At 68.8% G+C, this 24461-nt stretch carries 23 protein-coding genes and 1 riboswitch; of the genes, 11 read left to right on the forward strand and 12 right to left on the reverse strand.

Going from position 1 to position 24461, the window contains the following annotated elements; all coding sequences use genetic code 11:
- Window positions 1-20: 20 nt before the first annotated feature.
- Window positions 21-1010: a transcriptional regulator FtrA gene (ftrA, locus tag B1991_RS06295; RefSeq protein ID WP_136257868.1), complete on the reverse strand. Its 990-nt coding sequence runs from the start codon at window positions 1008-1010 to the stop codon at window positions 21-23.
- A gap of 87 nt (window positions 1011-1097) precedes the next feature.
- Here ftrA and B1991_RS06300 point away from each other — a divergent pair, with 87 nt between their 5' ends.
- Window positions 1098-1505 carry a rhodanese-like domain-containing protein gene (locus B1991_RS06300; protein WP_136257869.1) on the forward strand — a complete coding sequence of 136 codons (408 nt, stop codon included), beginning with the start codon at window positions 1098-1100 and terminating at the stop codon, window positions 1503-1505.
- Window positions 1506-1539: 34 nt separating this feature from the next.
- On the opposite strand, the gene B1991_RS06305 is transcribed toward B1991_RS06300, so the two are convergent.
- Together B1991_RS06305 and B1991_RS06310 are read right to left on the reverse strand one after the other, a co-directional pair.
- Window positions 1540-2778 (reverse strand): MFS transporter, encoded by a 1239-nt coding sequence (locus B1991_RS06305; RefSeq protein WP_136257870.1) that lies wholly within the window; start codon window positions 2776-2778, stop codon window positions 1540-1542.
- Window positions 2775-3251 (reverse strand): YybH family protein, encoded by a 477-nt coding sequence (locus tag B1991_RS06310; protein WP_136257871.1) that lies wholly within the window; start codon window positions 3249-3251, stop codon window positions 2775-2777. The genes B1991_RS06305 and B1991_RS06310 overlap by 4 nt, the downstream gene beginning before the upstream one ends.
- Before the next feature lie 109 nt (window positions 3252-3360).
- Here B1991_RS06310 and B1991_RS06315 point away from each other — a divergent pair, with 109 nt between their 5' ends.
- Window positions 3361-4257, forward strand: coding sequence for a LysR family transcriptional regulator (locus B1991_RS06315; protein WP_136257872.1), 897 nt, complete (start codon window positions 3361-3363; stop codon window positions 4255-4257).
- 178 nt (window positions 4258-4435) lie between these two features.
- Entirely contained in the window at window positions 4436-4741 is a 306-nt protein-coding gene (locus B1991_RS06320; RefSeq protein WP_246031074.1) for a hypothetical protein, read from the forward strand.
- Here the strand turns inward: B1991_RS06320 and pyrF are convergent.
- The 5 genes from pyrF to B1991_RS06345 all read right to left on the reverse strand — a co-directional run bounded on the left by pyrF (window position 4719) and on the right by B1991_RS06345 (window position 10024).
- Window positions 4719-5537 (reverse strand): orotidine-5'-phosphate decarboxylase, encoded by an 819-nt coding sequence (pyrF, locus tag B1991_RS06325; protein WP_136257873.1) that lies wholly within the window; start codon window positions 5535-5537, stop codon window positions 4719-4721. The genes B1991_RS06320 and pyrF overlap by 23 nt on opposite strands.
- 181 nt (window positions 5538-5718) lie before the next feature.
- A complete protein-coding gene (ettA, locus tag B1991_RS06330; RefSeq protein WP_136257874.1) occupies window positions 5719-7386 on the reverse strand; it encodes an energy-dependent translational throttle protein EttA in 1668 nt (555 codons plus the stop codon).
- Window positions 7387-7486: 100 nt separating this feature from the next.
- Entirely contained in the window at window positions 7487-8104 is a 618-nt protein-coding gene (locus B1991_RS06335) for a TetR/AcrR family transcriptional regulator (protein ID WP_136257875.1), read from the reverse strand.
- On the reverse strand, window positions 8101-8997 hold the full coding sequence (locus B1991_RS06340; RefSeq protein WP_136257876.1) for an NmrA family NAD(P)-binding protein: 897 nt from the start codon (window positions 8995-8997) through the stop codon (window positions 8101-8103). The genes B1991_RS06335 and B1991_RS06340 overlap by 4 nt, the downstream gene beginning before the upstream one ends.
- 31 nt (window positions 8998-9028) lie before the next feature.
- Complete coding sequence (locus tag B1991_RS06345; protein ID WP_136257877.1) at window positions 9029-10024, reverse strand: aldo/keto reductase; 996 nt, start codon at window positions 10022-10024, stop codon at window positions 9029-9031.
- 169 nt (window positions 10025-10193) lie between these two features.
- Here B1991_RS06345 and glyA point away from each other — a divergent pair, with 169 nt between their 5' ends.
- The 4 genes from glyA to ribD all read left to right on the forward strand — a co-directional run bounded on the left by glyA (window position 10194) and on the right by ribD (window position 13862).
- Window positions 10194-11447, forward strand: a complete 1254-nt coding sequence (gene glyA, locus B1991_RS06350; RefSeq protein ID WP_136257878.1) for a serine hydroxymethyltransferase — start codon at window positions 10194-10196, stop codon at window positions 11445-11447.
- A gap of 7 nt (window positions 11448-11454) precedes the next feature.
- Window positions 11455-12153, forward strand: a complete 699-nt coding sequence (locus B1991_RS06355; protein ID WP_136257879.1) for a CTP synthase C-terminal region-related (seleno)protein — start codon at window positions 11455-11457, stop codon at window positions 12151-12153.
- Between the two features lie 2 nt (window positions 12154-12155).
- Entirely contained in the window at window positions 12156-12665 is a 510-nt protein-coding gene (gene nrdR / locus B1991_RS06360) for a transcriptional regulator NrdR (RefSeq protein ID WP_136257880.1), read from the forward strand.
- A gap of 105 nt (window positions 12666-12770) precedes the next feature.
- Window positions 12771-13862: a bifunctional diaminohydroxyphosphoribosylaminopyrimidine deaminase/5-amino-6-(5-phosphoribosylamino)uracil reductase RibD gene (gene ribD / locus B1991_RS06365; RefSeq protein WP_168709591.1), complete on the forward strand. Its 1092-nt coding sequence runs from the start codon at window positions 12771-12773 to the stop codon at window positions 13860-13862.
- 27 nt (window positions 13863-13889) lie between these two features.
- On the opposite strand, the gene B1991_RS06370 is transcribed toward ribD, so the two are convergent.
- Window positions 13890-14900 (reverse strand): zinc-dependent alcohol dehydrogenase family protein, encoded by a 1011-nt coding sequence (locus B1991_RS06370; protein WP_136257881.1) that lies wholly within the window; start codon window positions 14898-14900, stop codon window positions 13890-13892.
- Between the two features lie 89 nt (window positions 14901-14989).
- Between B1991_RS06370 and B1991_RS06375 the strand changes: the two genes are divergently transcribed.
- Window positions 14990-15916, forward strand: a complete 927-nt coding sequence (locus B1991_RS06375) for a LysR family transcriptional regulator (RefSeq protein WP_136257882.1) — start codon at window positions 14990-14992, stop codon at window positions 15914-15916.
- On the opposite strand, the gene B1991_RS06380 is transcribed toward B1991_RS06375, so the two are convergent.
- The gene (locus B1991_RS06380; protein WP_136257883.1) at window positions 15903-17093 is read right to left on the reverse strand and encodes a hypothetical protein; all 1191 of its coding nucleotides are present in this window, start codon (window positions 17091-17093) and stop codon (window positions 15903-15905) included. The two genes, B1991_RS06375 and B1991_RS06380, sit on opposite strands and share 14 nt — an antisense overlap.
- A gap of 109 nt (window positions 17094-17202) precedes the next feature.
- Window positions 17203-17377: riboswitch (FMN riboswitch) on the forward strand.
- Window positions 17378-17505: 128 nt separating this feature from the next.
- On the opposite strand from B1991_RS06380, the gene B1991_RS06385 reads away from it, so the two are divergent.
- Complete coding sequence (locus tag B1991_RS06385) at window positions 17506-18147, forward strand: riboflavin synthase (RefSeq protein WP_136257884.1); 642 nt, start codon at window positions 17506-17508, stop codon at window positions 18145-18147.
- Between the two features lie 142 nt (window positions 18148-18289).
- The gene (ribB, locus tag B1991_RS06390; protein WP_136257885.1) at window positions 18290-19378 is read left to right on the forward strand and encodes a 3,4-dihydroxy-2-butanone-4-phosphate synthase; all 1089 of its coding nucleotides are present in this window, start codon (window positions 18290-18292) and stop codon (window positions 19376-19378) included.
- 12 nt (window positions 19379-19390) lie between these two features.
- On the opposite strand, the gene B1991_RS06395 is transcribed toward ribB, so the two are convergent.
- Both B1991_RS06395 and B1991_RS06400 read right to left on the reverse strand, forming a co-directional pair.
- The gene (locus B1991_RS06395) at window positions 19391-20860 is read right to left on the reverse strand and encodes an MFS transporter (protein ID WP_136257886.1); all 1470 of its coding nucleotides are present in this window, start codon (window positions 20858-20860) and stop codon (window positions 19391-19393) included.
- Window positions 20857-23049, reverse strand: a complete 2193-nt coding sequence (locus tag B1991_RS06400; protein ID WP_136257887.1) for a glucosidase family protein — start codon at window positions 23047-23049, stop codon at window positions 20857-20859. The genes B1991_RS06395 and B1991_RS06400 overlap by 4 nt, the downstream gene beginning before the upstream one ends.
- A gap of 302 nt (window positions 23050-23351) precedes the next feature.
- On the opposite strand from B1991_RS06400, the gene B1991_RS06405 reads away from it, so the two are divergent.
- The gene (locus B1991_RS06405) at window positions 23352-24365 is read left to right on the forward strand and encodes a LacI family DNA-binding transcriptional regulator (protein ID WP_136257888.1); all 1014 of its coding nucleotides are present in this window, start codon (window positions 23352-23354) and stop codon (window positions 24363-24365) included.
- The last annotated feature ends 96 nt before the right edge of the window (window positions 24366-24461 follow it).

A 24461-nucleotide genomic window follows, 5' to 3' on the forward strand; every position in this document is an offset into this window, starting at 1 on the left:
GGGGCGGTGCCCGCGACCGCTCAGCCGCGGCGTGTCTGCGCGAAGCGCGATCGATAAGCCGCCGGGCTGATCGCCAGCTTGCGCCGGAAATGATGGCGCAGCGTGATCGCGCTGCCGAAGCCGCACTGCCCGGCAATCGCGTCGATGGAGAGCGTCGAGCTTTCCAGCAATTCGCGCGCACGATCCACCCGCGCGCCGATCAGCCAATGCACCGGACTGGTGCCGGTGGCCTGCCTGAAGTGGCGCATGAAGCTGCGTTCGCTCATCGCCGCCAGCGCGGCCAGCTCGGCGATCGGCTGGGGGCGCGCCAGTCGTCGCAGCATGGTGTCCATCACCCTCGACAGGGGGTCGGCTTCGCGCTTCGCTACCGGCCGTTCGACGAATTGCGCCTGGCCGCCGTCGCGATGTGGCGGGATCACCAGCCGCCGCGCGACCTGGTTGGCGATGTCCGGGCCGTGGTCGCGGCGCACCAGATGCAGGCACAGGTCCAGCCCGGCCGCGCTGCCGGCAGAGGTGAGCAACTGACCCTCGTCGACGTACAGCACCGCCGGGTCGACCGCGATGCGCGGATACTTGCGTTGCAGCGTCTCGGCGTAGCGCCAGTGGGTGGCGGCGCGCCGGCCATCGAGCAGGCCGGTGGCCGCCAGCACGAACGCACCGGAACAGATCGACAGCAGCCGCGCGCCGCGCGCATGCGCTTCGCGCAGCGCGTCCAGCACCCGCGCGGGTACCGGTGCGTCGATGCCCTTCCAGCCGGGGATGATGATGGTGCCGGCCTCGACCAAACGCTCCAGTCCGGCGTCAGCCACCATCCGCATGCCGTGCGCGCCGCGCAAGGGGCCGCGTTCGGCGGCGCAGGTTTCGAAGCGATACCAGGGTGACCTCAGCTCTGGTCGCGGCAGCCCGAACACCTCGGCGGCACAGGCGAATTCGAAGCCGCACAGGCCGTCGTAGACCAGCGCGGCGACCAGCGGGTTGGGTGCTTTGCGGGTGGTGCGCCGTGTTGGCATGATTTGATCGAATCGTGTCGTTTCCGCCAATTGTGCGCGGCTCGCCGCGCTTCGACAATGTGGCTCCCGTCCACCCCGGAAGCCGCCATGTCGAACGCCGTCACCCAGATTCCCGCCGCGCCGTCCGCGCTGGCGCTGCAGCATTTCGAGGCCACGTTCGCTTTCGAGACCGACTGCTGGGACACGCACGATGCCCTGCAGCAGGAGAGTCCCGGTTTCGTGCTGATCGATGCGCGCAGCCCTGCGTTGTACGAGCGCGGACACGTTCCCGGCGCGGTGAACATCCCGCACGGAAAGCTCATCGAATCGCGCCTGGCGAAGTACCCGGCGTCGACCCTGTTCGTGGTGTATTGTGCCGGCCCGCATTGCAACGGCGCGGCACGCGCCGCGGTGCGTCTGGCGCGGCTGGGCCGGCCGGTGAAGCTGATGGCCGGTGGCATCACCGGCTGGATCGATGAAGGTTTCGAACTGGCCAGCGGGGCCGACAAGGGTTGAGTCGCGGCATCGGTTCGGCCGGCATGGCACGCGATCAATCACAGGCCCGCACGGGCTGGGGCGTGGCGGCGCGGGTTGCGTCACCACGCCGGTCGAGTGCGAGCGCCATCGATCCGCCGCAGATACCCACGGCGCACACGCCCGTCCAGCCGGCGTGCGCCCACGCCACGCCGGCCACGGCCGAGCCGAGCGCGCCGCCGAGAAAAAATACGCCGGTGTACAAGCCGTTGATGCGACCGCGGGCCTCTCCCTGCAACAGGTTGACCGCGCGACGACCCAGCGCCTGGTCGGCGATGGTGCCGGCGTCGAGCAGGATCGCGGCGAGTCCCATCACGGCGATCAGCACGCCGCGCGGCAGCGCCGCGGTGGCCCACGCATTGTCGGCGACGCCGGCCAGCAGCATCGACGCGATCAGGGTGAGATGGGCGAGGCGCAGGGCGATCCGCGATTTGCCGGCGTCACCGAGCCGGCCGGCGATCGGCGCGCTGATCGCGCCACTGACGCCGGCCAGCGCGAACACCGCGATGCCGACGGCGCCGAAGCCGAACGGCGATGCGGACAGCGGCAGCGCGACTAGGCTCCAGAACGCACTGAACGCGGCGAAGCTCGACGCCGCCGACAGCGCCCGACGACGCAACACCGGCTCCGCGCGCCACAGCATGGCCAGCGAGCCGACCAGGGCGCGATACGGCACCGTCGCCGGTGGCCGCCGACGCGGCAGCCGCCGCGCCAGCGCCGCGTCGAGCAGCACGATGGCGATGGCGAGCAGGGCATAGCCGGCGCGCCAGCCGAAGTGCTCGGCGACCAGGCTGGCCAGTGGGCGCGACAGCATCCCGCCCAGCAACAGCCCGCTCATGATGTTGCCGATCACGCGGCCGCGCTGCGCTTCCACCGTCATCGCTGCCGCCAGCGGCACCAGCATCTGGATCGAGCAGGTGGTCACGCCGATCACGAAACTGATGGCAAGGAACCCCGCCGGCGCGATCGGACAGGCTGCGATCGCGAGCGCCGCGGCGTTGGTCGCCAGCGTGGCCAGGATTAGCCGGCGGTTCTCGACCAGGTCGCACAGCGGTACCAGCAGGAACAGGCCCGCGGCATAACCGGCCAGGATCAGCGTGCTGACCAGACCGGCTTCGGCCGGCGTCAGGCTCAGCGAAGCGGCGATCAGCCCCACCAGCGGCTGCGGCAGGTACAGGCTGACCACGATCACCCCGGTGGCCAGCGCGAACAGGCGCACTGGCACCGGCGCGAGCGGGGCGTCCGCCGTGCTCATTGCACAGCCTCCCGGTAGGCGGCGAGCTGGACCGGGTCGTCGAACGAGCCGTGGTGGTGCACCTGGCGCCAGGCGCCGCCGATGTGGCGAAACAGGCGGCTGGTGCGGATCGCCGGCTCCAGCCGCAGGCCCTCGCGTTCCAGCGTGCCGCGCTCGCGGCCCACGGCGTAGAACATGTCACCGGCGTCGCCCGGCCCGATCCGATGCAAGGTGTAGTCGTGGAACTTCACGCGCACCCGCGCCTTGCCTTCGAAAATGCGCTGGTACACCGCGCGGATCGCCGGCCAGCCGCGTGCGATGCCGCCGAGCGGATTGCTCATCGACACGTCGTCGCCGTGGTGCCAGCTGCGCGCCATCGCCTCGATGTCGCAGCTGTTGAAGGCGCGGTAGAAGGCGCTCAGGGCGGCCAGCGGCGAGTCGGGATCGAGGCCGGTTTCGTTGCCGTCGATCACGGTCGGGAGTTGCGTTGGCATGGGGGCCTCCGGGTGGGCCGGGGAGTGGGGGCGTCATTCTTTGCCCCGGATCCGTCTGGGAGAATAGGCGTTAGCATGGAAGGACTATCACGCTGCAAGGGAGAATGTCATGGCCAGCCTGGACGATTACCGGGTCTTCATCGCCGTGGTGGAGCAGGGCAACCTGAGCGCCGCCGCGCGCTACCTGCAGCGCTCGCTGCAGGCGGTGAGCCGGTCGCTGGCGGCGCTGGAGCATGAACTGGGCGTGGAGCTGATCCAGCGCACCACGCGGCGAGCGCAGCCCAGCGCGGCGGGGCTGGCGTTCCATGCGCGGCTGAAGACCGCGCTGGCCGACATCGAGTTGGCGCGCAGCGAGTTGGCCAGGCACGGCGCGCGCATCGACGGCACGCTGCGCATCGGCGGTTCCACCCAGTTCAGCGCGCCGCACCTGGTGCCGGTGGTGGCGGCCTTCATGGAGCGCTATCCGGACGTCGCCGTGGAGCTGGTGGTGGCCGACCATCGCGCCGACCTGCAGCGCGAGAAACTGGATGCGGCGGTGCGGATGGGCCCGTTGCCGGACAGCCGTCTGCACGCGCGCCAGCTTGGCATGTTGCGCGTGGTGACGGTGGGCGCGCCCGGCTATTTCGCCCGCCATGGCCGCCCGCAGACACCGGCAGACCTGCGTCGCCACCAGTGCATCGTGCGCCGCTCGGCCGAAGACGCGCGCCGCTGGAGCTATCGGCGCGGCAACCGGCGGCAATCGGTGGAGGTGTGTGGCCGCTTCAGCGCCGACAACGCGGCTGCCTGCAATGCGGCCGTCGTGGCCGGGCTCGGCATCGGCACCGCCGCACTGTGGCAGGTGCGCGGCCTGCTCGACCAGGGCCGGCTGGAAACCGTGCTCGATGACTGGCAATTGCCGGGCCAGGCGGTGCACATGGTCTGGTCGCCGACGCGACAACTGCCGGCACGCACGCGGGCCTTCATCGACTTCGTGGCGGCGCGCTGGACTCTCGAACCGCCAGGTTGATCCAGCGGCGTGACGGGGCGGTCGTCACTGCTCTGGCTCGGCAAGGGGGAAGGCGGTGATGAAGCGCCGCGCATGCAAGACCATCGGTGAGCGACGCGACGGCGGGGCAGCCAACGGTCCCTGAATGCCCGGCGGCGCAAGGTGTCCGGGAGACGGCCATCCGTCCGGGAGAGGTTCGGTGAAGAAAGAAGACGAGACACACATGCAGATCGTTTCCGCGGACATCAGTTCGGAATCGCTGACCGGCATGGTGATTTTCCGGCCGCACTGCGTGTCCCGTTCGGGGCGCAACGCGGGCGAGGCCGACAAGGGCGGCAACTGGTACGCACTGCGCCCCGCCGAAGTGCGCAGCTTCGCGCGCGCTGCTGGATGCGGCCGATGCGCTGGATCTGAAGGCGAAGATGTTGCAGGCGGAGAAGACGGCGGAGATCTGACTTGCGCGGGACCGGCGCGGCGCGAGTTCAGCCGCGCCGGTGCCGGTTGATCGTGTCGCGCAGTGCAAGCGTGGCGGCGCGCGCGGCGTCGGCGAAACTCTCGTCGTTGCCCGCGTAGAGGATCGCCCGCGAGGAGCTGATCATCAGGCCGGTGCCGTCGGCGGTGGCGCCATGTTGGAGCACGGCATGCACGTCGCCGCCCTGGGCGCCGATGCCGGGCACCAGCAAGGGCATGTCGCCGACCACGGCGCGCACCTTGCCCAGTTCGTCCGGCCAGGTGGCGCCGGTGACCAGCGCGCAGTTGCCGTTCGCGTTCCAGTCGCGGGTGATGGTTTCGGCCACGCGCAGGTACAGCGGCTGGCCGCCGCAATCCAGCGCCTGGAAGTCCGCGCCGCCGGGGTTGGATGTGCGGCAGAGCAGGATCACGCCCTTGTCGGCGCGGTCGAGGAACGGCTGGATCGAGTCGCGGCCGAGGTACGGGTTCAGCGTCACCGCGTCGGCCCGGTAGCGCTCGAACGCTTCGCTGGCGTAGTGCTGCGCCGTGCTGCCGATGTCGCCGCGCTTGGCGTCGAGGATCACCGGCACGCCGGGATGTTCCGCGTGGATGTGCGCGATCAGCCGTTCCAGCGTTTCCTCGGCGCGCAGCGCGGCGAAGTGCGCGATCTGCGGCTTGAACGCGCAGACCAGGTCGGCGGTGGCGTCGACGATGGCGGCGCAGAACGCGAACACCGCGTCGGGCGCGTCGCGCAGCTGCACAGGGAATTTCGCCGGTTCCGGATCGAGGCCGACACAGACCAGCGAGTCGTGGCGAACCCAGGCCTGCTGCAAAGATTGCATGAAGTGCATCGGAGTTCCCTCGTCGCCTCCTCACCCTCTCTCCCCTCCGGGGAGAGGGTTGGGGCGAGGGGACAATCTTGCGTGGTCGCTGGATGTTGGTGCTGTTCTTTTGGCAGATCGAAGCCAGCCGTGGCCCCTCACCTCGATCCTCTCCCCGGAGGGGAGAGGAGGCAAACGCAAAGAGCTGTACTCAGGCCAGCTTCTTGTACTTCACCCGGTGCGGCCGCGCGCCCTCGTCGCCCAGGCGACGCTTCTTGTCGGCCTCGTACTCGTTGTAGTTGCCGGGGAAGAACTCCACGTGCGAGTCGCCCTCGAAGGCGATGATGTGGGTGGCGATGCGGTCGAGGAACCAGCGGTCATGCGAAATCACGATCGCGGAGCCGGGGAATTCCAGCAGCGCGTCTTCCAGTGCACGCAGGGTTTCCACGTCCAGGTCGTTGGACGGTTCGTCGAGCAGCAGCACGTTGCCGCCCTGCAGCAGGGTCTTGGCCATGTGCAGGCGGCCGCGCTCGCCGCCGGACAGGCTGCCGACGATCTTCTGCTGGTCGGTGCCCTTGAAGTTGAAGCGGCCGATGTAGGCGCGCGACTGGATCTCGAAGTTGCCGATGGTGAGGATGTCCGAGCCGCCGGACACCTCCTGCCACACGTTGTTCTTCGGATCGAGCGCGTCGCGCGACTGGTCGACGTAGGCGAGCTTGGTGGTGTGGCCCAGCTTCACTTCGCCCGAGTCCGGCGTCTCCTTGCCCATGATCATCTTCATCAGGGTGGACTTGCCGGCGCCGTTCGGGCCGATCACGCCGACGATGGCGCCCGGCGGGATCTTGAACGACAGGTCCTCGATCAGCACGCGGTCGCCGAACGACTTGGTGACGTGCTTGAACTCGATCACCTCCTGACCCAGGCGCTCGCCCGGCGGGATGAAGATCTCGTTGGTCTCGTTGCGGCGCTGGTAATCGACCGAGTTCAGCTCCTCGAAGCGGGCCAGACGGGCCTTGCCCTTGGACTGGCGGCCCTTGGCGGCCGAACGCACCCATTCCAGTTCCTTCGCGATCGCCTTCTGGCGCGACTTCTCCTGGTTCGCTTCCTGCTTCAGGCGGGCATCCTTCTGCTCCAGCCATTCGGTGTAGTTGCCCTTCCACGGAATGCCGCGGCCGCGGTCGAGTTCGAGGATCCACTCGGCGGCGTTGTCGAGGAAATAGCGATCATGGGTGACCGCCACCACGGTGCCGGGGTAGTCGTGCAGGAACTTCTCCAGCCAGTCCACCGACTCGGCGTCCAGGTGGTTGGTCGGTTCGTCCAGCAGCAGCATGTCCGGCTTGGACAGCAGCAGGCGGCACAGCGCCACGCGGCGCTTCTCGCCGCCGGACAGCGGGCCGATCTTCGCGTCCCACGGCGGCAGGCGCAGCGCGTCGGCCGCCACTTCCAGCTGGCGCTCCAGCGCATGCGCGTCGTTCGCGGCCAGGATGTTTTCGAGTTTTTCCTGCTCCTTGGCCAAGGCGTCGAAGTCGGCGCCATCCTCGGCGTAGGCGGCGTAGACCTCCTCCAGCCGCTTCTGCGCATCGAGGATTTCGGCCACGCCTTCCTCGACCACTTCGCGCACGGTCTTTTCCGGATCCAGATTCGGCTCCTGCGCCAGGTAGCCGATCTTGGTGCCCGGCTGCGCACGCGCCTCGCCCTGGAAGTCGGTATCCACGCCAGCCATGATCTTCAGCACGGTGGACTTGCCCGCGCCGTTGACGCCGAGCAGGCCGATCTTGGCGCCGGGGAAGAAGCTGAGCGAGATGTCCTTGATGATCTGGCGCTTCGGCGGGACGATCTTGCTGACCCCGTTCATGGTGTAGATGTACTGCGAGCTCATGCAACCTCCGAAGGCGAGCGCCCCGCCGCCGGGAGCACCGGCACGGGGAGGGAATTCGACAAACCACGCATTATAGCGGCTTGCGCCGGCGTTACGCCGCTCAGCGCGCCGGCTTGCGCCGCCGTGGCGCGGCGGGTGCCGGGGCCAGGCCGGCCAGCAACAGGTCGAGCAGCTGCGAGAACGCGGCATCCTCGCCGGGTTGGTCCCACAGGTGCGAGAAGCCCGGGTAGTGGAAGCGCGCCGTGGCGTCGAACAGGGCCCGTGCGGCGGCGGCCGGATCGAGCTGGCGGAAGTCGCCGCTGGCCACGCCGGCGGCAAGGATCGAGGCGATCTGCTGCTGCATGCGCCCCTTGTGCTCAGCGATGGCCTCGCCCGCTTCCGCCGCCAGCGCGCTGTAGGTGGCGAACAGCTCGGGATCGCCCAGCACGTTGTCGCGCTTGGTCTGGCGCAGGGCGGAGAACCACTGGCGCAGGCGCGCCGGCGGCGGCGTGCGGCTGGTGGCGATCGCCTGCAGCGGCGCCATCGACCGTGCCAGCCAGCCGCGCAGGACCGCGTCGCGCAGCGCCGCCTTGCTGGCGAAATGCCGGTACACGCTGCCGTGGCTGACCCCGAGTGCCTGCGCCACGTCGACCACGGTGGCCTTGCCGGGACCATAGCGGCGCAGGACATCCTCGGCGGCGGCGAGGATGCGTTCGGGCGTGAGTACGGAGTCGTTCATGCCGCCGATTCAAGCACATCGAACGTGGCGCAGACGAGTTCGTCCGCCACGTAACCCAGCGGGATGCGGCCGCACACGTGTTCCGTCGAGCGCTTCTCGAAACCGATCCAGCCGCTGTTGAAGCCGTCCAGCATGGCGATGCGCGGTGCGGTGCGATCGGCCGGCATGCCTTCGTCCACGAAGCGGGCCGCCCATTGCTCGCGGGGTATCGCGATCGTCTCCACGTCGTGCTCCAACACGGCGGCCAGCGACTGCGCCATGTCGAGCGGACTGTAGCGTCGCGGCCCCTCCACTTCGATCACGCGGCGACCGAACCAGGTTTCTTCGAGCGTGTTGGCGACGGTGCGGCCGACGTCGTCGGTGGAAACCATCGGTATCGGGCGATCGAGCGGCTGCAGGTAGCTGGCAAGCCGGCCCTCGCATTGCGCCAGCGACACATCCCAGCGCAGGTTTTCCATGAACCAGGCGGCGCGCACGTGGGCGCGCGGGATCGGCAGCGCGTCCAGCGCCTGTTCCAGCAGATGCAGTTGGGTGATCAGGCCCAGGTCGCGCTCCTGCTGGGCGCCGATCGACGACAGCGCCACGATCTTCGGCGGCTGTGCCTTGCGCAAGGCGGCGGTCAGCGTATCGATCAGGGCGCGCGGCTCGGCGAAGTCGGCGCTGGGCGCGAAGTTGGCCGGCAGCATCACGAACACGCCTTCGACGCCGGTGAATGCAGCAGCCAGTGCCTCGGCATCCGACCAGTCGGCGACGACGAGTTCGGCGCCGCGTGCGGCCTGCGCCGCGGCCCTGCCTTTGTTGCGCACGATGCCGCGCACGCGCTGGCCGCGCTCCAGCAGGTACTTCGCGGTGGCGCTGCCGACCTGGCCGGTGATGCCCATGATGGCGTACATGTCGGTTCTCCTCGTCGGTGGGGAAGGTGGTTCAACGTTCGCTGTCGAGCATGGCCATCTGGGCGGCGGCGTAGCGATCGCCCGCGGCGGCATCCGGTGGCACGGCGCGCTCGATCACGGCGAGGTCGTCGGCATCCAGCGTGACGTCCAACGCACCCAGCGCCTCGGCCAGCCGCAGGCGGGTGCGCGAGCCGACCAGTGGCACGATGTCGTCGCCGCGCGCCAGCACCCAGGCGATCGCCAGTTGCGCCACGCTGCAGCCGCGTGCCTCGGCCAGGCCGCGCAGCACGTCGACCAGCTGCAGGTTGTGTTCGAGGTTGTCGCCCTGGAAGCGCGGGCTGTGCTGGCGGAAGTCGCGCGCGTCGGTGCCGCGATCCTTCGCCCAGTGCCCGCTGATCAGCCCGCGCGACAACACCCCGTAGGCGGTGACGGCAATGCCCAGCTCGCGGCATGCCGGCAGGATCGCCTGCTCGATGCCGCGCGAGATCAGCGAGTACTCGATCTGCAGATCGGCCACCGGCAGCACGGCATGGGCACGGCGAATGGTTTCCGCGCCGACTTCGGACAGGCCGAGATGCCGCACGTAGCCGGCCTGCACCAGCTCGGCGACGGCACCCACGGTATCCTCGATCGGCACGTTCGGATCGAGCCGCGCGGGGCGATAGACGTCGATGTAGTCGGTGCGCAGGCGCTTGAGCGAATACGCCAGCGCCGTCTTCACCGCCGCCGGCCGCGCGTCGTAGCCGAGCCACGCGCCGTCCGGCCCGCGCTGGGCGCCGAACTTCACGCTGAGCTGGTAGCTGTCGCGCGGGCGGCCGGCCAGGGCCTCGCCGAGCAGCATCTCGTTGTGGCCCATGCCGTAGAAATCGCCGGTGTCGAGCAGGGTGACGCCGGCGTCCAGCGCGGCATGCACGGTGGCGATGCTTTCGCTGCGGTCGGTGCTGCCGTAGAAGTCGGACATCCCCATGCAGCCGAGGCCGAGGGCGGAAACCGGCGGGCCGCTGCGGCCCAGGGTGCGGTGTTTCATGGGGTGTGCCTGTTCGTGGGAGTGGGAATAGTAGATATTTGAATGACAAATTTCAATATCTGTCATTCAAATATTCATCCCGCACCGGGCCAACGGCGCGTCGGTGGCCGGAAATGCCGGCCGGGGCTACACTTTCCGACTTGCCCACCCGCCATTTCACGAGGCCAGAATGTTCCCCAAGGACTGCACGATTGCCGGTTACGACGACGAACTGGCCCAGGCCATCGCCCATGAAGGCCAGCGCCAGGAAGACCACGTCGAGCTGATCGCCTCGGAAAACTACGCCAGCCCGCGGGTGATGGAAGCGCAGGGCTCCAAGCTCACCAACAAGTACGCCGAGGGCTATCCCGGCAAGCGCTATTACGGCGGTTGCGAGTACGTGGACGTGGCCGAGAAGCTGGCGATCGAGCGGCTCAAGCAGCTGTTCGACTGCGACTACGCCAACGTGCAGCCGCATTCCGGCTCGCAGGCGAACCAGGCGGTGTACCTGGCGCTGCTTTCGCCCGGCGACACCATCCTGGGCATGTCGCTGGCGCATGGCGGCCATCTGACCCACGGCGCCAAGGTCAACATCAGCGGCAAGCTGTTCAACGCGGTGCAGTACGGTGTCGACGGCAACGGTCTGATCGACTATGACGAACTGCAGCGCCTGGCCACCGAACACCAGCCGAAGATGCTGGTCGGCGGCTTCAGCGCCTACTCTCAGGTGGTCGACTGGGCACGCATGCGCAAGATTGCCGATTCGGTCGGCGCGCTGTTCTTCGTCGACATGGCCCACGTCGCCGGCCTGGTCGCCGCCGGCGTGTATCCGAGCCCGCTGCCGCACGCGCACGTGGTCACTTCCACCACGCACAAGACCCTGCGCGGCCCGCGGGGCGGCATCATCGTGGCCAAGGGCGCCGGCGAGGAGATCGAGAAGAAGCTGCAGTCGATCGTGTTCCCCGGCATCCAGGGCGGCCCGCTGATGCACGTGATCGCGGCCAAGGCGGTGGCGTTCAAGGAGGCGCTGGAGCCCGCGTTCAAGACCTACCAGGCGCAGGTGGTGAAGAACGCCAAGGCGATGGCGAGGACCTTCATCGAACGCGGCTACAAGATCGTCTCCGGCGGCACCGAGAACCACCTGATGCTGGTCGACATGATCGGCCGCGACGTCACCGGCAAGGATGCGGAAGCGGCGCTGGGCAAGGCGCACATCACCGTCAACAAGAACGCCGTGCCGAACGACCCGCGCAAGCCCTTCGTCACCTCCGGCCTGCGCATCGGTTCGCCGGCGGTCACCACCCGCGGCTACGGCGAGGCGGACGTGATCGAACTGACGAACTGGATCTGCGACGTGCTGGATGCACCGAACGACGAGGCGGTGATCGCCCGCGTGCGGGATGCGGTAACCGCGCAGTGCAAGAAGTTCCCGGTCTACGGCTGAGACCGGCATGTACTCCCTGCAGGTCGGGCTGGTAGGCGACCGCGACGACGAGGTGGTTGCCCATCGCGCCATTCCGTTGGCGCTGGAGATGGCGGCCGATGCCTGCGGCGTGACGGTCGAGCCGGTTTGGATACCGACCGACCAGGTCGGCGACGGCGCCGCGCTGGCGGAGTTCGATGGACTCTGGTGCGTTCCGGCCAGTCCGTATCGCAGCACCGAAGGCGCGCTCGCGGCGATCCGCGTGGCGCGCGAGCGGCACGTCCCGTTCCTGGGCACCTGCGGCGGTTTCCAGCATGCCGTGCTCGAATATGCGCGCAACGTGATCGGCTGGGCCGACGCCGAACATGCCGAGACGGCGCCGCAAGCCGGGCACCAGGTGATCGTGCCGCTGCTGTGCTCGCTGGTCGAGGTGACCGATGCCGTGCACCTGGTCGAGGGCTCCCGGCTGGCGCTGGCCTATGGCGTCGAGACGATCACCGAGGGCTATCACTGCAGCTACGGCTTGAGTCCCGATTTCCGGAAGGTGCTTGCGAACGGTCCGCTGCGGGTCTGTGCCGTGGACGATGCGGACGATGTTCGCGGCATCGAACTGGACGACCATCCATTTTTCGTCGCCACCTTGTTCCAGCCTGAGCGCGGTGCCTTGCAGGGACGGGTGCCACCCCCGGTACGTGCTTTCGTGCAGGCGATGGCCGACACTTGCTGACCATGCATTGCCCTTTCTGCCAGCACGAAGACACCCGCGTGATCGATTCGCGCCTGACCGAGGACGGCTCGACCGTGCGTCGTCGGCGCGAATGCCCGCAATGCGGCGAACGCTTCAACACCTTCGAGACGGCGGAACTGAAGTTGCCGACGGTGGTGAAGAGCGGCGAGCGGCGCGAGACCTTCGACGAGCGCAAGCTGCGCGTGAGTTTCGAGCGCGCGTTGCAGAAGCGTCCGGTGGCCAGCCACGACGTGGATGCCGCAGTGCGGACGATCGTCAACGACCTGCGCCGCAGCGGCGAGCGCGAAGTGCCCTCGCGCCAGGTCGGCGAGCTGGTGATGCGCGAGCTGAAGAACCTGGACCAGGTCGCCTACGTGCGCTTCGCCTCCGTCTATCGCAAGTTCGAGGACGTGCACGCGTTCCGCGAAGAGATCGAGAAGCTGGAACGCGACCTGCCTGGCCTGTCCGATCTGCAGCTGCCCCTGCTCGGCGGCGGCAAGCGCAAACCGTAGGAGCCCGCTCGCGGGCGATGCTTTAAGGCTTTTTGCGAATCCCGAGTCCTGATCCCGACCCCGACCCCAAGGCATCGCCCGCGAGCGGGCTCCTACAATGACGGCATGACATTTTCCGGCACTGACCACGAACACATGGCGCACGCGCTGCGCCTCGCCGAGCGCGGGCTGTATACCGCCCAGCCGAATCCGCGCGTGGGCTGCGTGATTGCGCATGGCGATGCGGTCGTCGGCACCGGCTTTCATCGACGCGCCGGCGAGCCGCATGCCGAGGTATACGCGCTGCGCGAGGCCGCTGGGCGTGCGCGCGGCGCCACCGCCTACGTGACGCTGGAACCGTGCGCACACCAGGGGCGCACGCCGCCATGTTCGGATGCGCTGATCGCTGCCGGCGTGGCGCGGGTGGTGATCGCAGCGGAAGACCCGTTTCCGCAAGTCGACGGACGCGGCATCGGCAAGCTGCGCGCCGCCGGGATCACGGTCGAATCCGGACTGATGCGCGAGGCCGCGCGTGAACTCAACATCGGCTTCTTCAGCCGGATCGAGCGCGGCCGTCCCTGGGTGCGGGTGAAGCTGGCGATGAGCCTGGACGGGCGCACCGCACTGGCCAACGGCGAGTCGAAGTGGATCACCGGCGAAGCGGCGCGCGTGGACGTGCAACGCTGGCGCGCGCGCAGTTCGGCGATCCTCAGCGGCAGCGGCACCGTGCTCGCCGACGATCCGCGACTCACCGTGCGGCTGCCGGAGGACGAGGAGTTCACACCACCGCTGCGCGTGCTGCTGGACCGCCAGCTGCGCATACCCGCCGGCCGCCAGGTGCTGGATGGCACGGCGCCGACGCTCGTCCTGCACGGCGCTGCGGCATCCTGCGCGGACGATCGCTTCGCGCGGGTTGAACGCATGGCCATGGCGACACGGGACAACCTGCTCGACCTGCAGGCTGTGCTCGCGCTGCTGGCCGGACGCGACTGCAACGAAGTGCACGTCGAAGCCGGCCCGACCCTGTGCGGCGCGCTGTTCGCGGCCGGCCTGGTCGACGAACTGCTGCTCTACGTGGCGCCCCTGCTGCTGGGCGACAGCGCGCGGCCGCTGCTGCGGTTGCCGCCGCTGACCGACATGGCCTCGCGCTGGCAATTGCAGGTGGTCGACCAGCGCATGCTCGGCGCGGATCTCCGCCTGCGCCTGCGCCCGCGCTGATCTTGCCGTGCCCGGCCCGGCGTCGCTTCAGGCGCTGAAGTCGACCGCTAGCTTGCCGAAATGCCGGCCGGCGACGAGTTGCTCGAACGCCTCGCGTAGCTGACCGAAGCCGTAGACGTGGTCGACCACCGGTTCCAGGCCGGTGGCGTCGATGGCGGCGACCATCTGCTCGTGCGCTTCCAGTGACGCCACCGAGATGCCCTGCACGCGCACGCGCTTGAGCACCACCGGAGTCAGCGGCAACGCAGCCTCGCTGCCGCCGATCCAGCCCAGCACGGCGATCATGCCGTGCATGCGCACCGCCTCCAGCGATTGCGCGAGCGTGGCCGCGCCGATCGTCTCCACCACCAGCTCCACGCCGGTGCCGCCGCTGGCCTCGCGCACCAGCGGCCCCCACTGCGGATGCTTCGCGTAATTGATGCCGACGTCGGCGCCCAGCGCCTTGGCGCGTTCGAGCTTGGCGTCGCTGGAGGACAGCACGATCGCGTGGGCGCCGCGCAACTTGGCGAACTGCAGCGCGAACAGCGACACGCCACCGGTGCCCAGCAACAGCACGGTCTGCCCGGCGGTGATGCGAGCCAGCTCCAGCGCCTGCCAGGCAGTGAGCGCGGCGATCGGCAACGTGGCTGATTGCACGCTGGTGAGGTGTGCCGGCGCACGCGCCAGCGAGTACTGGTCGAAGCAGGCGAACTCGCGCATCACTCCGGGATGGGGACCGCCGATCTCGGCGCCCTCCCACTCCGGCCGCATGGCGCCGGCGATCCAGCGCGACTTGTAGAACGTGGTGACGCGGTCGCCAGGCTTGAAGCGGGTCACCGCCCCGCCCACTTCCTGCACCGTGCCGGCCCCGTCGGACACCGGCACGATCGGCAGCGGCACGCCGCGGTAGAGGTCGCCATTGACCAGCATGTGGTCGCGGAAGTTGAGCGAGGCCGCTTCCATCCGCACCAGCACGTCGTGCGGGCCGGGGCGCGGTGTGGGCAGGTCAACCGGGTCGAGATGGTCCAGGCCGAAGGCGGAAAGCTGGATGGCACGCATGGGACGGCTCCGTGGTGGAAATGAGGCCATGGTCCCGCCACCGTCGTTTGGTGATAATCCACACGAATGGTCAATCTTCTGTTCGTCACATGAATCAATCTTTCGACCTCACGCCCGCCCGCCTGCGCGAACTGCGCGCGTTCGCGGCAGCCGCGCGGCGGCTCAACTTCTCGCGCGCGGCACTGGAGGTGGGCTGCACGCCGTCGGTGCTGAGTCGGCGCATCGCGGCGCTGGAGGAGGCGGTCGGCGCGCGGCTGTTCCTGCGCACCACCCGGCGCATGGCGCTGACCGCGCGCGGCGAGCTGTTGCTGGCGCAATGGCAACGCATGGAAGCGGTGATGGCCCAGCTGGCCGCCGACCTGCACCCGCCCGACGGCGAACTGGCCGGCCACCTGTGCGTGCACCTGGCAGCCAGCTTCGGCCGTTACCGCATGGCCCCGCTGCTGGCCGGTTTCATGCGCAAGCATCCCGGCGTGCGCATCGACGCGATCTACGACGACGCCTACGTCGACATGGTCGCCGCCAAGGTGGACCTGGCCGTGCGGCTGGGGCGCCTGGCCGACGTGCAACTGGTGGCGCGGCGGGCCGGCACCATGCGCATATTCCCCTGCGCTTCGCCCGACTACCTGGCTTCGGCGCCGCCGTTGCGCGACCCGGCCGATCTCAAGGCGCATCGTTGCATCAGCTTCACCGGCTACCGCCGCGGCACGCTGTGGACGTTCGCCCGTCAGCGCCAGCGGCGCGCGGTACGCATCGAGCCGGTGCTGAGCTGCAACGATTCGCAGGCCATCCGTGACGCGGTGCTGGCCGGCGTGGGCGTCGGCCTGCAGGGGGATTACATGGCCGACGCGCCGGTCGCCGAAGGCCGCATGGTCGAACTGCTGCCCGACTGGCGACTGCCCTCGTTCCCGATCCACCTGCTGTGGCTGCCCGGCGCGGACCGCACGCCGGCGCTGCGGGCATTGATCGATCACCTGGTCGCGGCGCTGGCGCCGCCCGGGGTCAGGGCAGGGTGAGCCGGAGCCGCCCCGGATGCCGGCGCACCGTCTCCCACGGCAGCACCGACCAGTCGTCGTTGGCTTCGCACACGCGCGCGGCGCGAGCGTAGGAGGGGCCGATGAACAAGCCCTTCGGTGTCATGTGCCAGCTCACGAACTGCCACACGCCGGGGTCGTCGTAGCCGCAATCGTCTTCGCCGCCGGTGGCCGTCGTCTCCTGCGGATAGAGTTGCCGCCATTGCCGCGCCAGCCAGGGCGCCAGGTGCTGCTCGCGGTAATCCGACCACGCCTCGAAGCTGGCCGAGCCCGGTTCGGGGTTGCCGTCGGCGTCCGTGGCGTAGTGCAACGGCTTGCCCTTGCCCAGCCACAGGATGTCTTCCAGCTCCAGCGCCCGGGCGGTGTGTGCGTCGAGGTTGATCGCCGCATCGCCGAAGTCCGGATGGGCGCCGCCGCAGTAGTAATTGGTGAACACGCTGACGCTGACCAGGTTCGCGGTGAGCAGGCGCGGCGTCACCGTCTGCTCGTAATCGCCGTCATTGAAATGGTTGAACATGCAGTCGTAGTAACTGCCGGTTTCCTGCCACATCCGGTCCATCAGCGCCTGGTTGATGCGCGCGAGTTCGGCAGGCGGGTAGCCGTCCAGGATCTCGAAGAATGTGATGCCGGCCTCGGGCACGCGCCACCATTGCAAGGCATGGCCCATGAAGGTTTCGCGCTTGCCGGCCTGCGGCTTGAGGCCGGCCAGGCGCAGGTAGGCGTAGCGGTCGCTGGCATGGAGCTGCTTCAGCCAGGGCGGCGCATCGGCGGCGGGCGGCGCGATCGTGGCCGGTTGCAGGGCAATCGGCAGGGTGGTTCCCTTGTCGTCCTGCCACTGGCCGCGCCAGCCACCGTCGGCCTGCCGTTCCAGCGTGAGGCGCGGGCCGTTGGCGTCGACGTCCCAGCCTTCGCGCAATTGCAGGTGACCGTTGCCGGCCGACGCGCCGGACAAGGCGATGTCGCGGTGGTGGCGCACGTAGAAGTAGCGGCCGGCCGTGGCGGCGTCGTCGCCGGGGGTGAGTTGCAGCACGATGGCCTGCCGACCCAGCGTGCCGGTGTAGACGCCGGTCGGCGCCTCGTCGGCGCGCGCGTGGGCCAGCCACAACACGGCCGGCAGGATGGCGAGCCACGTCGACCAGCCGCGTCGATGCATGTGCATGGAAACCTCCTTGGCAGGGACGGACATGATGCCGCAGCGGGCGGGCAAACGGCTGGCGCGCGAGTGGCGCATGACGGGCGTGGTAGAATCCATCGGCCGGTTCATCGGCAAACGTCTTCAGGGCGGGGCGAAATTCCCCACCGGCGGTAGGTTCCTCGGAACGAGCCCGCGAGCGCTCCCGGCAGCATCGGGAGGTCAGCAGATCCGGTCCGATGCCGGAGCCGACGGTCAAGGTTGTACCGGCTCGCCGGCACGGCTCACAGTCCGGATGAAAGAAGACGGCCAGGCGGATGGCAGCCATGCCATGCGTCTGCCTCATGCCTTGGGGCGTTCTCGCTTTCCGACGCGGAGAACGTTTCGTGCCTGTCATCGTTCCAGTCTCTCTCGCCATCTCCCCCCGGGAGGTGCGCTGATGTTCACCGGCATCATCCAGACCGTGGGCCGCGTGGCGCGACTCGAACCGCGCGGCGGTGACGTGCGCCTGCACGTCGACACCGCCGACCTCGACCTCGCCGACGTGCAGCTCGGCGACTCGATCGCCGTCTCCGGCGTGTGCCTCACCGCGATCACGCTGGACGCGCGCGGCTTCAGCGCCGACGTTTCCAACGAGACGCTGTCGCTGACGTCGCTGGGCCAGTTGAAACCCGGCGATCCGGTGAATCTCGAAAAGGCGCTGCGCCTGGCCGACCGGCTCGGTGGGCATCTGGTCTCCGGCCATGTCGACGGGCTGGGCAGGGTGGTCTCGATCACGCCCGATGGCCGCTCGCAGCGCTGGACGTTTGAAGTGCCCGCCGCCCTGTCGCGCTACATCGCGGCGAAAGGCTCGGTCTGCATCGACGGCACCAGCCTCACCGTCAACGAAGTCGCCGGCCATCGCTTCGGCGTCAACCTGATTCCGCACACGGTCGAGCACACCGCGTTCCACGCGCGCCGCACGGGTGATGCGGTGAACATCGAGGTGGACGTGATTGCGCGCTATGTCGAGCGGCTGCTTTCCAGCGGCGAGGCACCGAAACTGGACGAGGCATTCCTCAAGCAACATGGCTTTGCCTGACTGAAAGCCCCTCTCCCTGCGGGAGAGGGGTTGGGGTGAGGGTTCGGGCGAAGCGCGATGCTTCGCTCGGCCCCGAACCCTCATCCGCCCCTTCGGGGCACCTTCTCCCGCAGGGAGAAGGAATTCACTACGGACTCCCCCCATGCCCTTCAACACCATCCCCGAAATCCTCGACGACATCCGCGCCGGCCGCATGGTCGTGATCCTCGACGACGAGGACCGCGAGAACGAAGGCGACCTGATCATGGCTGCGCAGATGGTGCGGCCGGAGGACGTCAACTTCATGGTGCGCGAGGCGCGCGGCCTGCTGTGCCTCACGCTGACCGAGCAGCGCACGCGCCAGCTCGGGCTGCGGCCGATGGTGAGCGACAACACCTCGGTCTACCACACCAACTTCACCGTTTCGATCGAGGCGGCCGAGGGCGTTACCACCGGCATTTCGGCGCACGACCGCGCGCGCACCATCCAGGTGGCGGTGAAGGCCGATGCGAAGCCGCAGGACCTGGCCCAGCCCGGCCACGTCTTTCCGCTGACCGCCCAGGCGGGCGGCGTGCTGACCCGCGCCGGTCACACCGAAGCCGGTTGCGACCTGGCCGCGCTGGCCGGGCTGGAACCGTCGGCGGTGCTGATCGAAGTGCTGCACGAGGACGGCTCGATGGCGCGCCGTCCCGAACTGGAAGTCTTTGCGGCGAAGCACGGCTTGAAGATCGGTTCGATCGCCGACCTGATCCGCTACCGCCTGGAAACCGAAAAGACCGTGCAGCGCGTGCACGAGGAAGCGGTGGAAACCGAGTTCGGCCCGTTCCGGCTGGTGGCGTATCGCGACGCGATCCGTCGTGGCCTGCATTACGCGCTGGTGCGCGGCAGCGTCGACGATGGCGCCCCGGTGCTCACGCGCGTGCACGTGCGCAACACCTTGTCCGACGTGCTGCACCTCAAGCGTGACGACCTCGGCCTCACCGTCACCTCGGCGTTGCGCCGCATCGCCGACGAGGCTCGCGGCGTGCTGCTGGTGCTCTCCGGCGAAGACACGCCGGAGGCCTTGCTGGCGCGGTTGCAGGGCAAGCCGGCGCAGGCGCCGGAAGATGCGCAGCAACAGGAGTGGCGGCAGCTCGGCCTCGGCGCGCAGATCCTGGCCGACCTTGGCGTGCATCGCCTGCGCGTGCTGGGCACGCCGCGCAAGCTGGTCGGCCTGGGCGGCTTCGGGCTCGAAGTGGTCGAGTACGTCTGATCGACCGTCGGATCAGGCGCCGGCCGGCGCGGGCTCGTACACGCGCAGGGTGAACAGGCCGGCCACGAACAGGCTGGCGCCACCCAGCGCCAGCGCGTAGATCGGCTGGTCGTGGAAGCACAGGCGCAGCAGCAGGCCGAGCACGCTGGCGGCCATCAGCTGCGGGATCACGATGAAGAAATTGAAGATGCCCATGTACACGCCCATCTTCTGCGCGGGCAGGTTGTCCGACAGCATCGCGTAGGGCAGCGACAGGATCGACGCCCACGCCACGCCCACGCCGACCATCGACAGCAGCAGCCAGTCCGGGTCGCGGATGAAGAGGAACGAGAGCAGCCCGGCACCGCCCAGCCACAGGTTGACGAGGTGGCTCCAGCGCAGGCCGATGCGGCGCACCAGCAGCGGGATCGCGAGCGCCGCCAGCGCGGCGAAGCCGTTGTACGCACCCATCAGCACGCCGACCCAGTTGGCACCGGTGTTGTAGGCCACCGAATGCGGATCACTGCTGCCGAACTGCACCGCCGTCACCGCCGGGGTAGTGAAGATCCACATCGCGAACAGCGCGAACCACGAGAAGAACTGCACGATCGCGAGCCGTCGCATCGCGTCGGGCATGCTGTACAGATCGCCCATCACCTCGCGCAGCATGCCCTGGCTGCGGCTGAAGGCCAGCCATGCGAACAGCGCGCCGAACGCCAGCAGGCCGCCGGCCAGCACGTAGAGTTCCTTCTCCAGCGAAAAATGCCGGATCGCCAGCAGCACCAGCAGGCCGCCGACGATCAGCAGCAGGCCGGGCCGCCACGCGCGCGAGGCGTCCACGGGCAGGGCCTTGGCGTCGTCGTCGAATTCGCGCAACTGCTCGGGCGGATACTCGCGCGTGGAGAGCACGGTCCACAGCACCGTGCCCATCAGCAGGGCGCCGCCGGCGTAGAAGGCGTATTTGACCGTATCCGGAATCGCGCCGTCCGGGGCGACGTTGCTGACACCGGCCTTGGTCAGCAGCCACGGCATCAGCGACGCCACCACTGCCCCCACGCTGATGAACACGCTTTGCATGGAGAAGCCGCGCGGGCGCTGGTGTTCCGGCAACTGGTCGCCGACGAAGGCGCGGAATGGCTCCATCGACACGTTGAACGAGGCGTCCATGATCCACAGCAGCCCCGCAGCCACCCACAGCGTGGGCGAGTTCGGCATCGCCAGCAGGGCCAGCGTGGCGAGGATCGCGCCGGCCAGGAAATACGGACGCCGGCGACCGAGCCGGTTCCAGGTGCGGTCGGAGTAGTGGCCGATGATCGGCTGCACGATCAGCCCGGTGAGCGGCGCGGCCACCCACAGGATCGGGATGTCGTTCACCTCGGCGCCGAGCGTCTGGAAGATCCGGCTGACATTGGCGTTCTGCAGCGCAAAGCCGAACTGGATGCCCAGGAAGCCGAAGCACATGTTCCAGATCTGCCAGAACGACAGCTCGGGTTTTCTGCTCATGGGGTACCGGTTCCGCTCGCCAGGGGTGCGATGTGCAGATTGTCGACTTCGGCCTGGTTCAGTGGCCCGTCGATGCCGCCGGTGCCGCCCGTGTAGTGCGCGAAGTGCTGCAGGTAACTCATGTTGAAACCGTCCTCCAGCGCGAACGTGCAGCGTGCCTTGGTGGTGGCGCTGAAGCGGGCATGGGTGGATGGCTGCGTGGCCACGCTGTGCGGCATCACCAGCGGCACGCGCTGCGCGTCGCTGCCGTCGCAAGTGATGAGCAGCCACTTCACCGCGGCGGTGACACCGGTGTTGATCGGGCCGTTGGCGTTGCGGTAATCCGCCCACACGCGATAGTTGCCGGTGGCGGGCGCGGTCCAGTGGCGCGGCCAGTCGCCGCCGGCCTGATCGACCGGACCGACGCAGGTCGCCGGGCTGGGCAGGGACTCCAGGCCATGCGCGTCGACGCGGGTGGCGCGTACGCAGGCGAGGCCGGCGGTCCGGGCGAGGTTGCCGCTGCCATCGACGACGCCGGCGCGCTGGCCGTTGACGTAGAGCTGCAGCTTGCCATCACCCTTGACGGTCCAGTGGTCGCCGTCGGCAGTCAGCGTCGGCGCGGCCGGCGCGATCGGCGCGTACAGCGGGGCATCCATGCGCAGCGGCGGTGCATCGACCCGGATCGCCTTCAACGTCACGGTGGTGTGCGTGCCTTGCGTGCGGATGCGATCGGCGACCAGCAGGTTGCCATCGCGCTTCGCCGGCAACTGCAGCGTGATCTGGCGATCGGGCAGGTCCAGGCTGATCGCGTTGCGCTTGCCGAACAGCATCGGCACCAGCGAGACAGGCAGCTTGGGCTGCACCTGGCCGTCATTCCGCAGGCCGAACACGCCTTCGGCCACCACATCCAGGTAGGCCGCTACCGACCACAGCTGGCGCGGCGAGTTGACCACCGGACCGCTGAGCGTGCCCTCGTCCACGTGCTGGCCCTGGGTCAGCAGTTCGTAGTTCTCCATGTTGGAGCCATACAGTGCCGCGCCCCGCATCACCGATTCGATCTCGTGGGCGATGCGCACCGGGTCGTTGATCGTGCGCGCGGCGCGCAGCGCGTAGGCGCTCACGAACGGCCAGATCGCGCGGTTGTGATAGATCGGCTGGTCGCTGCGCTCGGGCCAGATCACCGGGCTGCCGGCCGGCCAGCTGGGATAGTTTTCCAGCGTCTGGCGCGCGCGCTCGCCGTCGGCTACGCCGCTGGTGATCGCCAGCGAGATGCCGAGCAGGTCGTAGCTGTCGACCGGAGTGTCGTCACCACCAATGTAGCTCATGTACATGCCGCGGTCGGCGCGCCAGAAGTGCAGGTTGATGGCCTGCTTCAGCGCCGCGGCCTGGGTGCGGTAGGTGTTCCTGGCAGTGGCCTCGTGGCGTTCGCCGGCCAGCTCGGCGGCCAGCTGCAGCGCCTCGTAGTGCAGCACGTTGGTCGACAGCGCGAACGACTGCCCGATGAAAGTGACCTCGTTGGCGGTCCATGCCGGATAGGTCTGTTCGCGCCAGTCCAGGAAGGACGTCTCGCCGCGGTACAGGCCGGAATCCGCGTCGAAGGCGTACTGCCGGTCCTGCGCGAGGGTGTCGTCCAGGGCCGTGCGCAACTTGTCGGCGAACGCGCCGTCGTCCTGCAGGTGCCGCGCGGCGAGGAACCACACCACGCGGTCCGTGCTGATCGGCCAGCTGCCGCCCGAACCGGTGTCCTGCATCACGTACAGGCCCTGCAGCGCGGACGCCTCGCGCACGCCGGACAGCTTGAACTCCAACCCGTTGCGCGCGCGCGCACTGTCGAACCGCCACAGGCCGAGGTCGATCGCGTACGACAGGTCGCGCGTCCACACGTACGGCCACTTCAATCCGGTTTCGAAGCAGTGGCAGGGAATCGGCGCACCGTGGTCGAACGCGCCGTCGCGGATTGCGCTCACCGAGTCCTGCCGCAGGTCGTCCTGCGCCATCGCGTACAGGCCGTCGAACAGCGCGCTGGCGGTATCGGCCTTGAACGCCTGCGGTGCGATCACCCGCTGTCCGAACGGCCACGCCAGCGTATAGGCGCCTTGCGCATCGTGCTGGATGCCGACGTGCACCCCGTGCCAGTCCAGCCCGTCATGCCAGGCGGGGGTCTCCAGCGGTGCGCTGGCCATGGCCGCAGCCAGGATCAGGCTCAACATGGCGAGGACTTGGAAGAGGAGCGGCGGATCATGCGACTCATGCGGTGGATTCTCCGACGGGTGTTATGTCACGGCAACGCCCGGCCTGCACGTTGCGAGTGCAGCATCGCGGGCGCCAGGACGGTCCGCACGTCCGGCATGGTAGGCAGCAGCGCGCGTCGACGGCCACCCGGTGCATACGTATTCATGCGCCGGATGGTCCCGGTTCGACCGGGTGCGATGGCCCGCCGCCGCAGTTCTTGTAAAAGGGTTGGCGCTGACCGCATAGTTGAACGCAGGGGCGACGACACGTGGATCAATGCATGCGGGTAAGGCTGGAAGACGTTGCACGCCGCGCGGGTGTATCGCCCAAGACGGTGTCGCGCGTGCTCAACGACGAGGCCAACGTCAGCGACGCCACGCGCAAGCGCGTGACCGCGGCGATGGAGGAGATGGACTATCGCCCGCTGTCGTCGGCGCGCAGCCTGGCCGGCAATCGTTCCTTCCTGGTGGCGATGCTGTACGACAACAACGACAACCCCGCCTCGACCTACCTGGCCGAGATCCAGGACGGCGTGCTCGAAGCCTGCGATGCGCACCGCTACAACATGATGGTGCGTCCGCTGCGCATGCGCGGCGACGACTTCGTCAACCGGCTCGACGCGGTGATCTCCGACCACCATCCCGACGGCATCGTGCTGACCCCGCCGATCACCGACTACGCGCCGCTGCTCAAACGCCTGCGCGAGCGCAACGTGCCGTTCGCCAGCGTGTCGCCGGTATCGCGGGAGGGCAACATCGGCGTGGCGATGGACGAGCAACTGGCCGCGCGCACGATGGTCGAGTACCTGCTGTCGCTGGGGCACCGGCGGATCGCGCACGTCATGGGCATTGCCGACCACGGCGCCAGCCGCTGGCGGCTGGCCGGCTACCGCGAGGCGATGGCCGCCGCCGGTCTGGCTGAGGATCCGGCGCTGGTGGTGCAGGGTGCTTTCACTTTCGCCTCGGGCGTGGCGGCGGCGCGGCAGCTGTTCGCGCTGAAGGAGCCCCCGACCGCCGTGTTCGCGGCCAATGACGACATGGCCAGCGGCGTGATGTGGGTGGCCAACGAGCGGGGCATGAAGGTGCCGCAGGACATTTCCGTGTGCGGTTTCGACGATATCCCGCTGGCCAGCCAGCTGTGGCCGGCCCTCACCACGATCCGCCAGCCCAGCCGCGAAATGGGCAAGGTCGCTGCCTTGCAGCTGCTGGAAGTTTTGCGCGGTCGTGGGCCGGGGCGGCTGGTGGAGATGCCGTTCTCGCTGGAAGTCCGCGACTCGACCGCCAGCCCCCGCTGAATTCGCCGCATTGCCCGCTTTGCGGCCATGTTGCCCTGCAAATTGACAGCGCTGTCAACTGTGTCACGCTGCGGTTTCCGCGCCTTGCTCGCGTGC

Origin of the sequence: Rhodanobacter lindaniclasticus (assembly GCF_004799035.1) — a bacterium.
GTDB classification, from domain to species: domain Bacteria; phylum Pseudomonadota; class Gammaproteobacteria; order Xanthomonadales; family Rhodanobacteraceae; genus Rhodanobacter; species Rhodanobacter lindaniclasticus.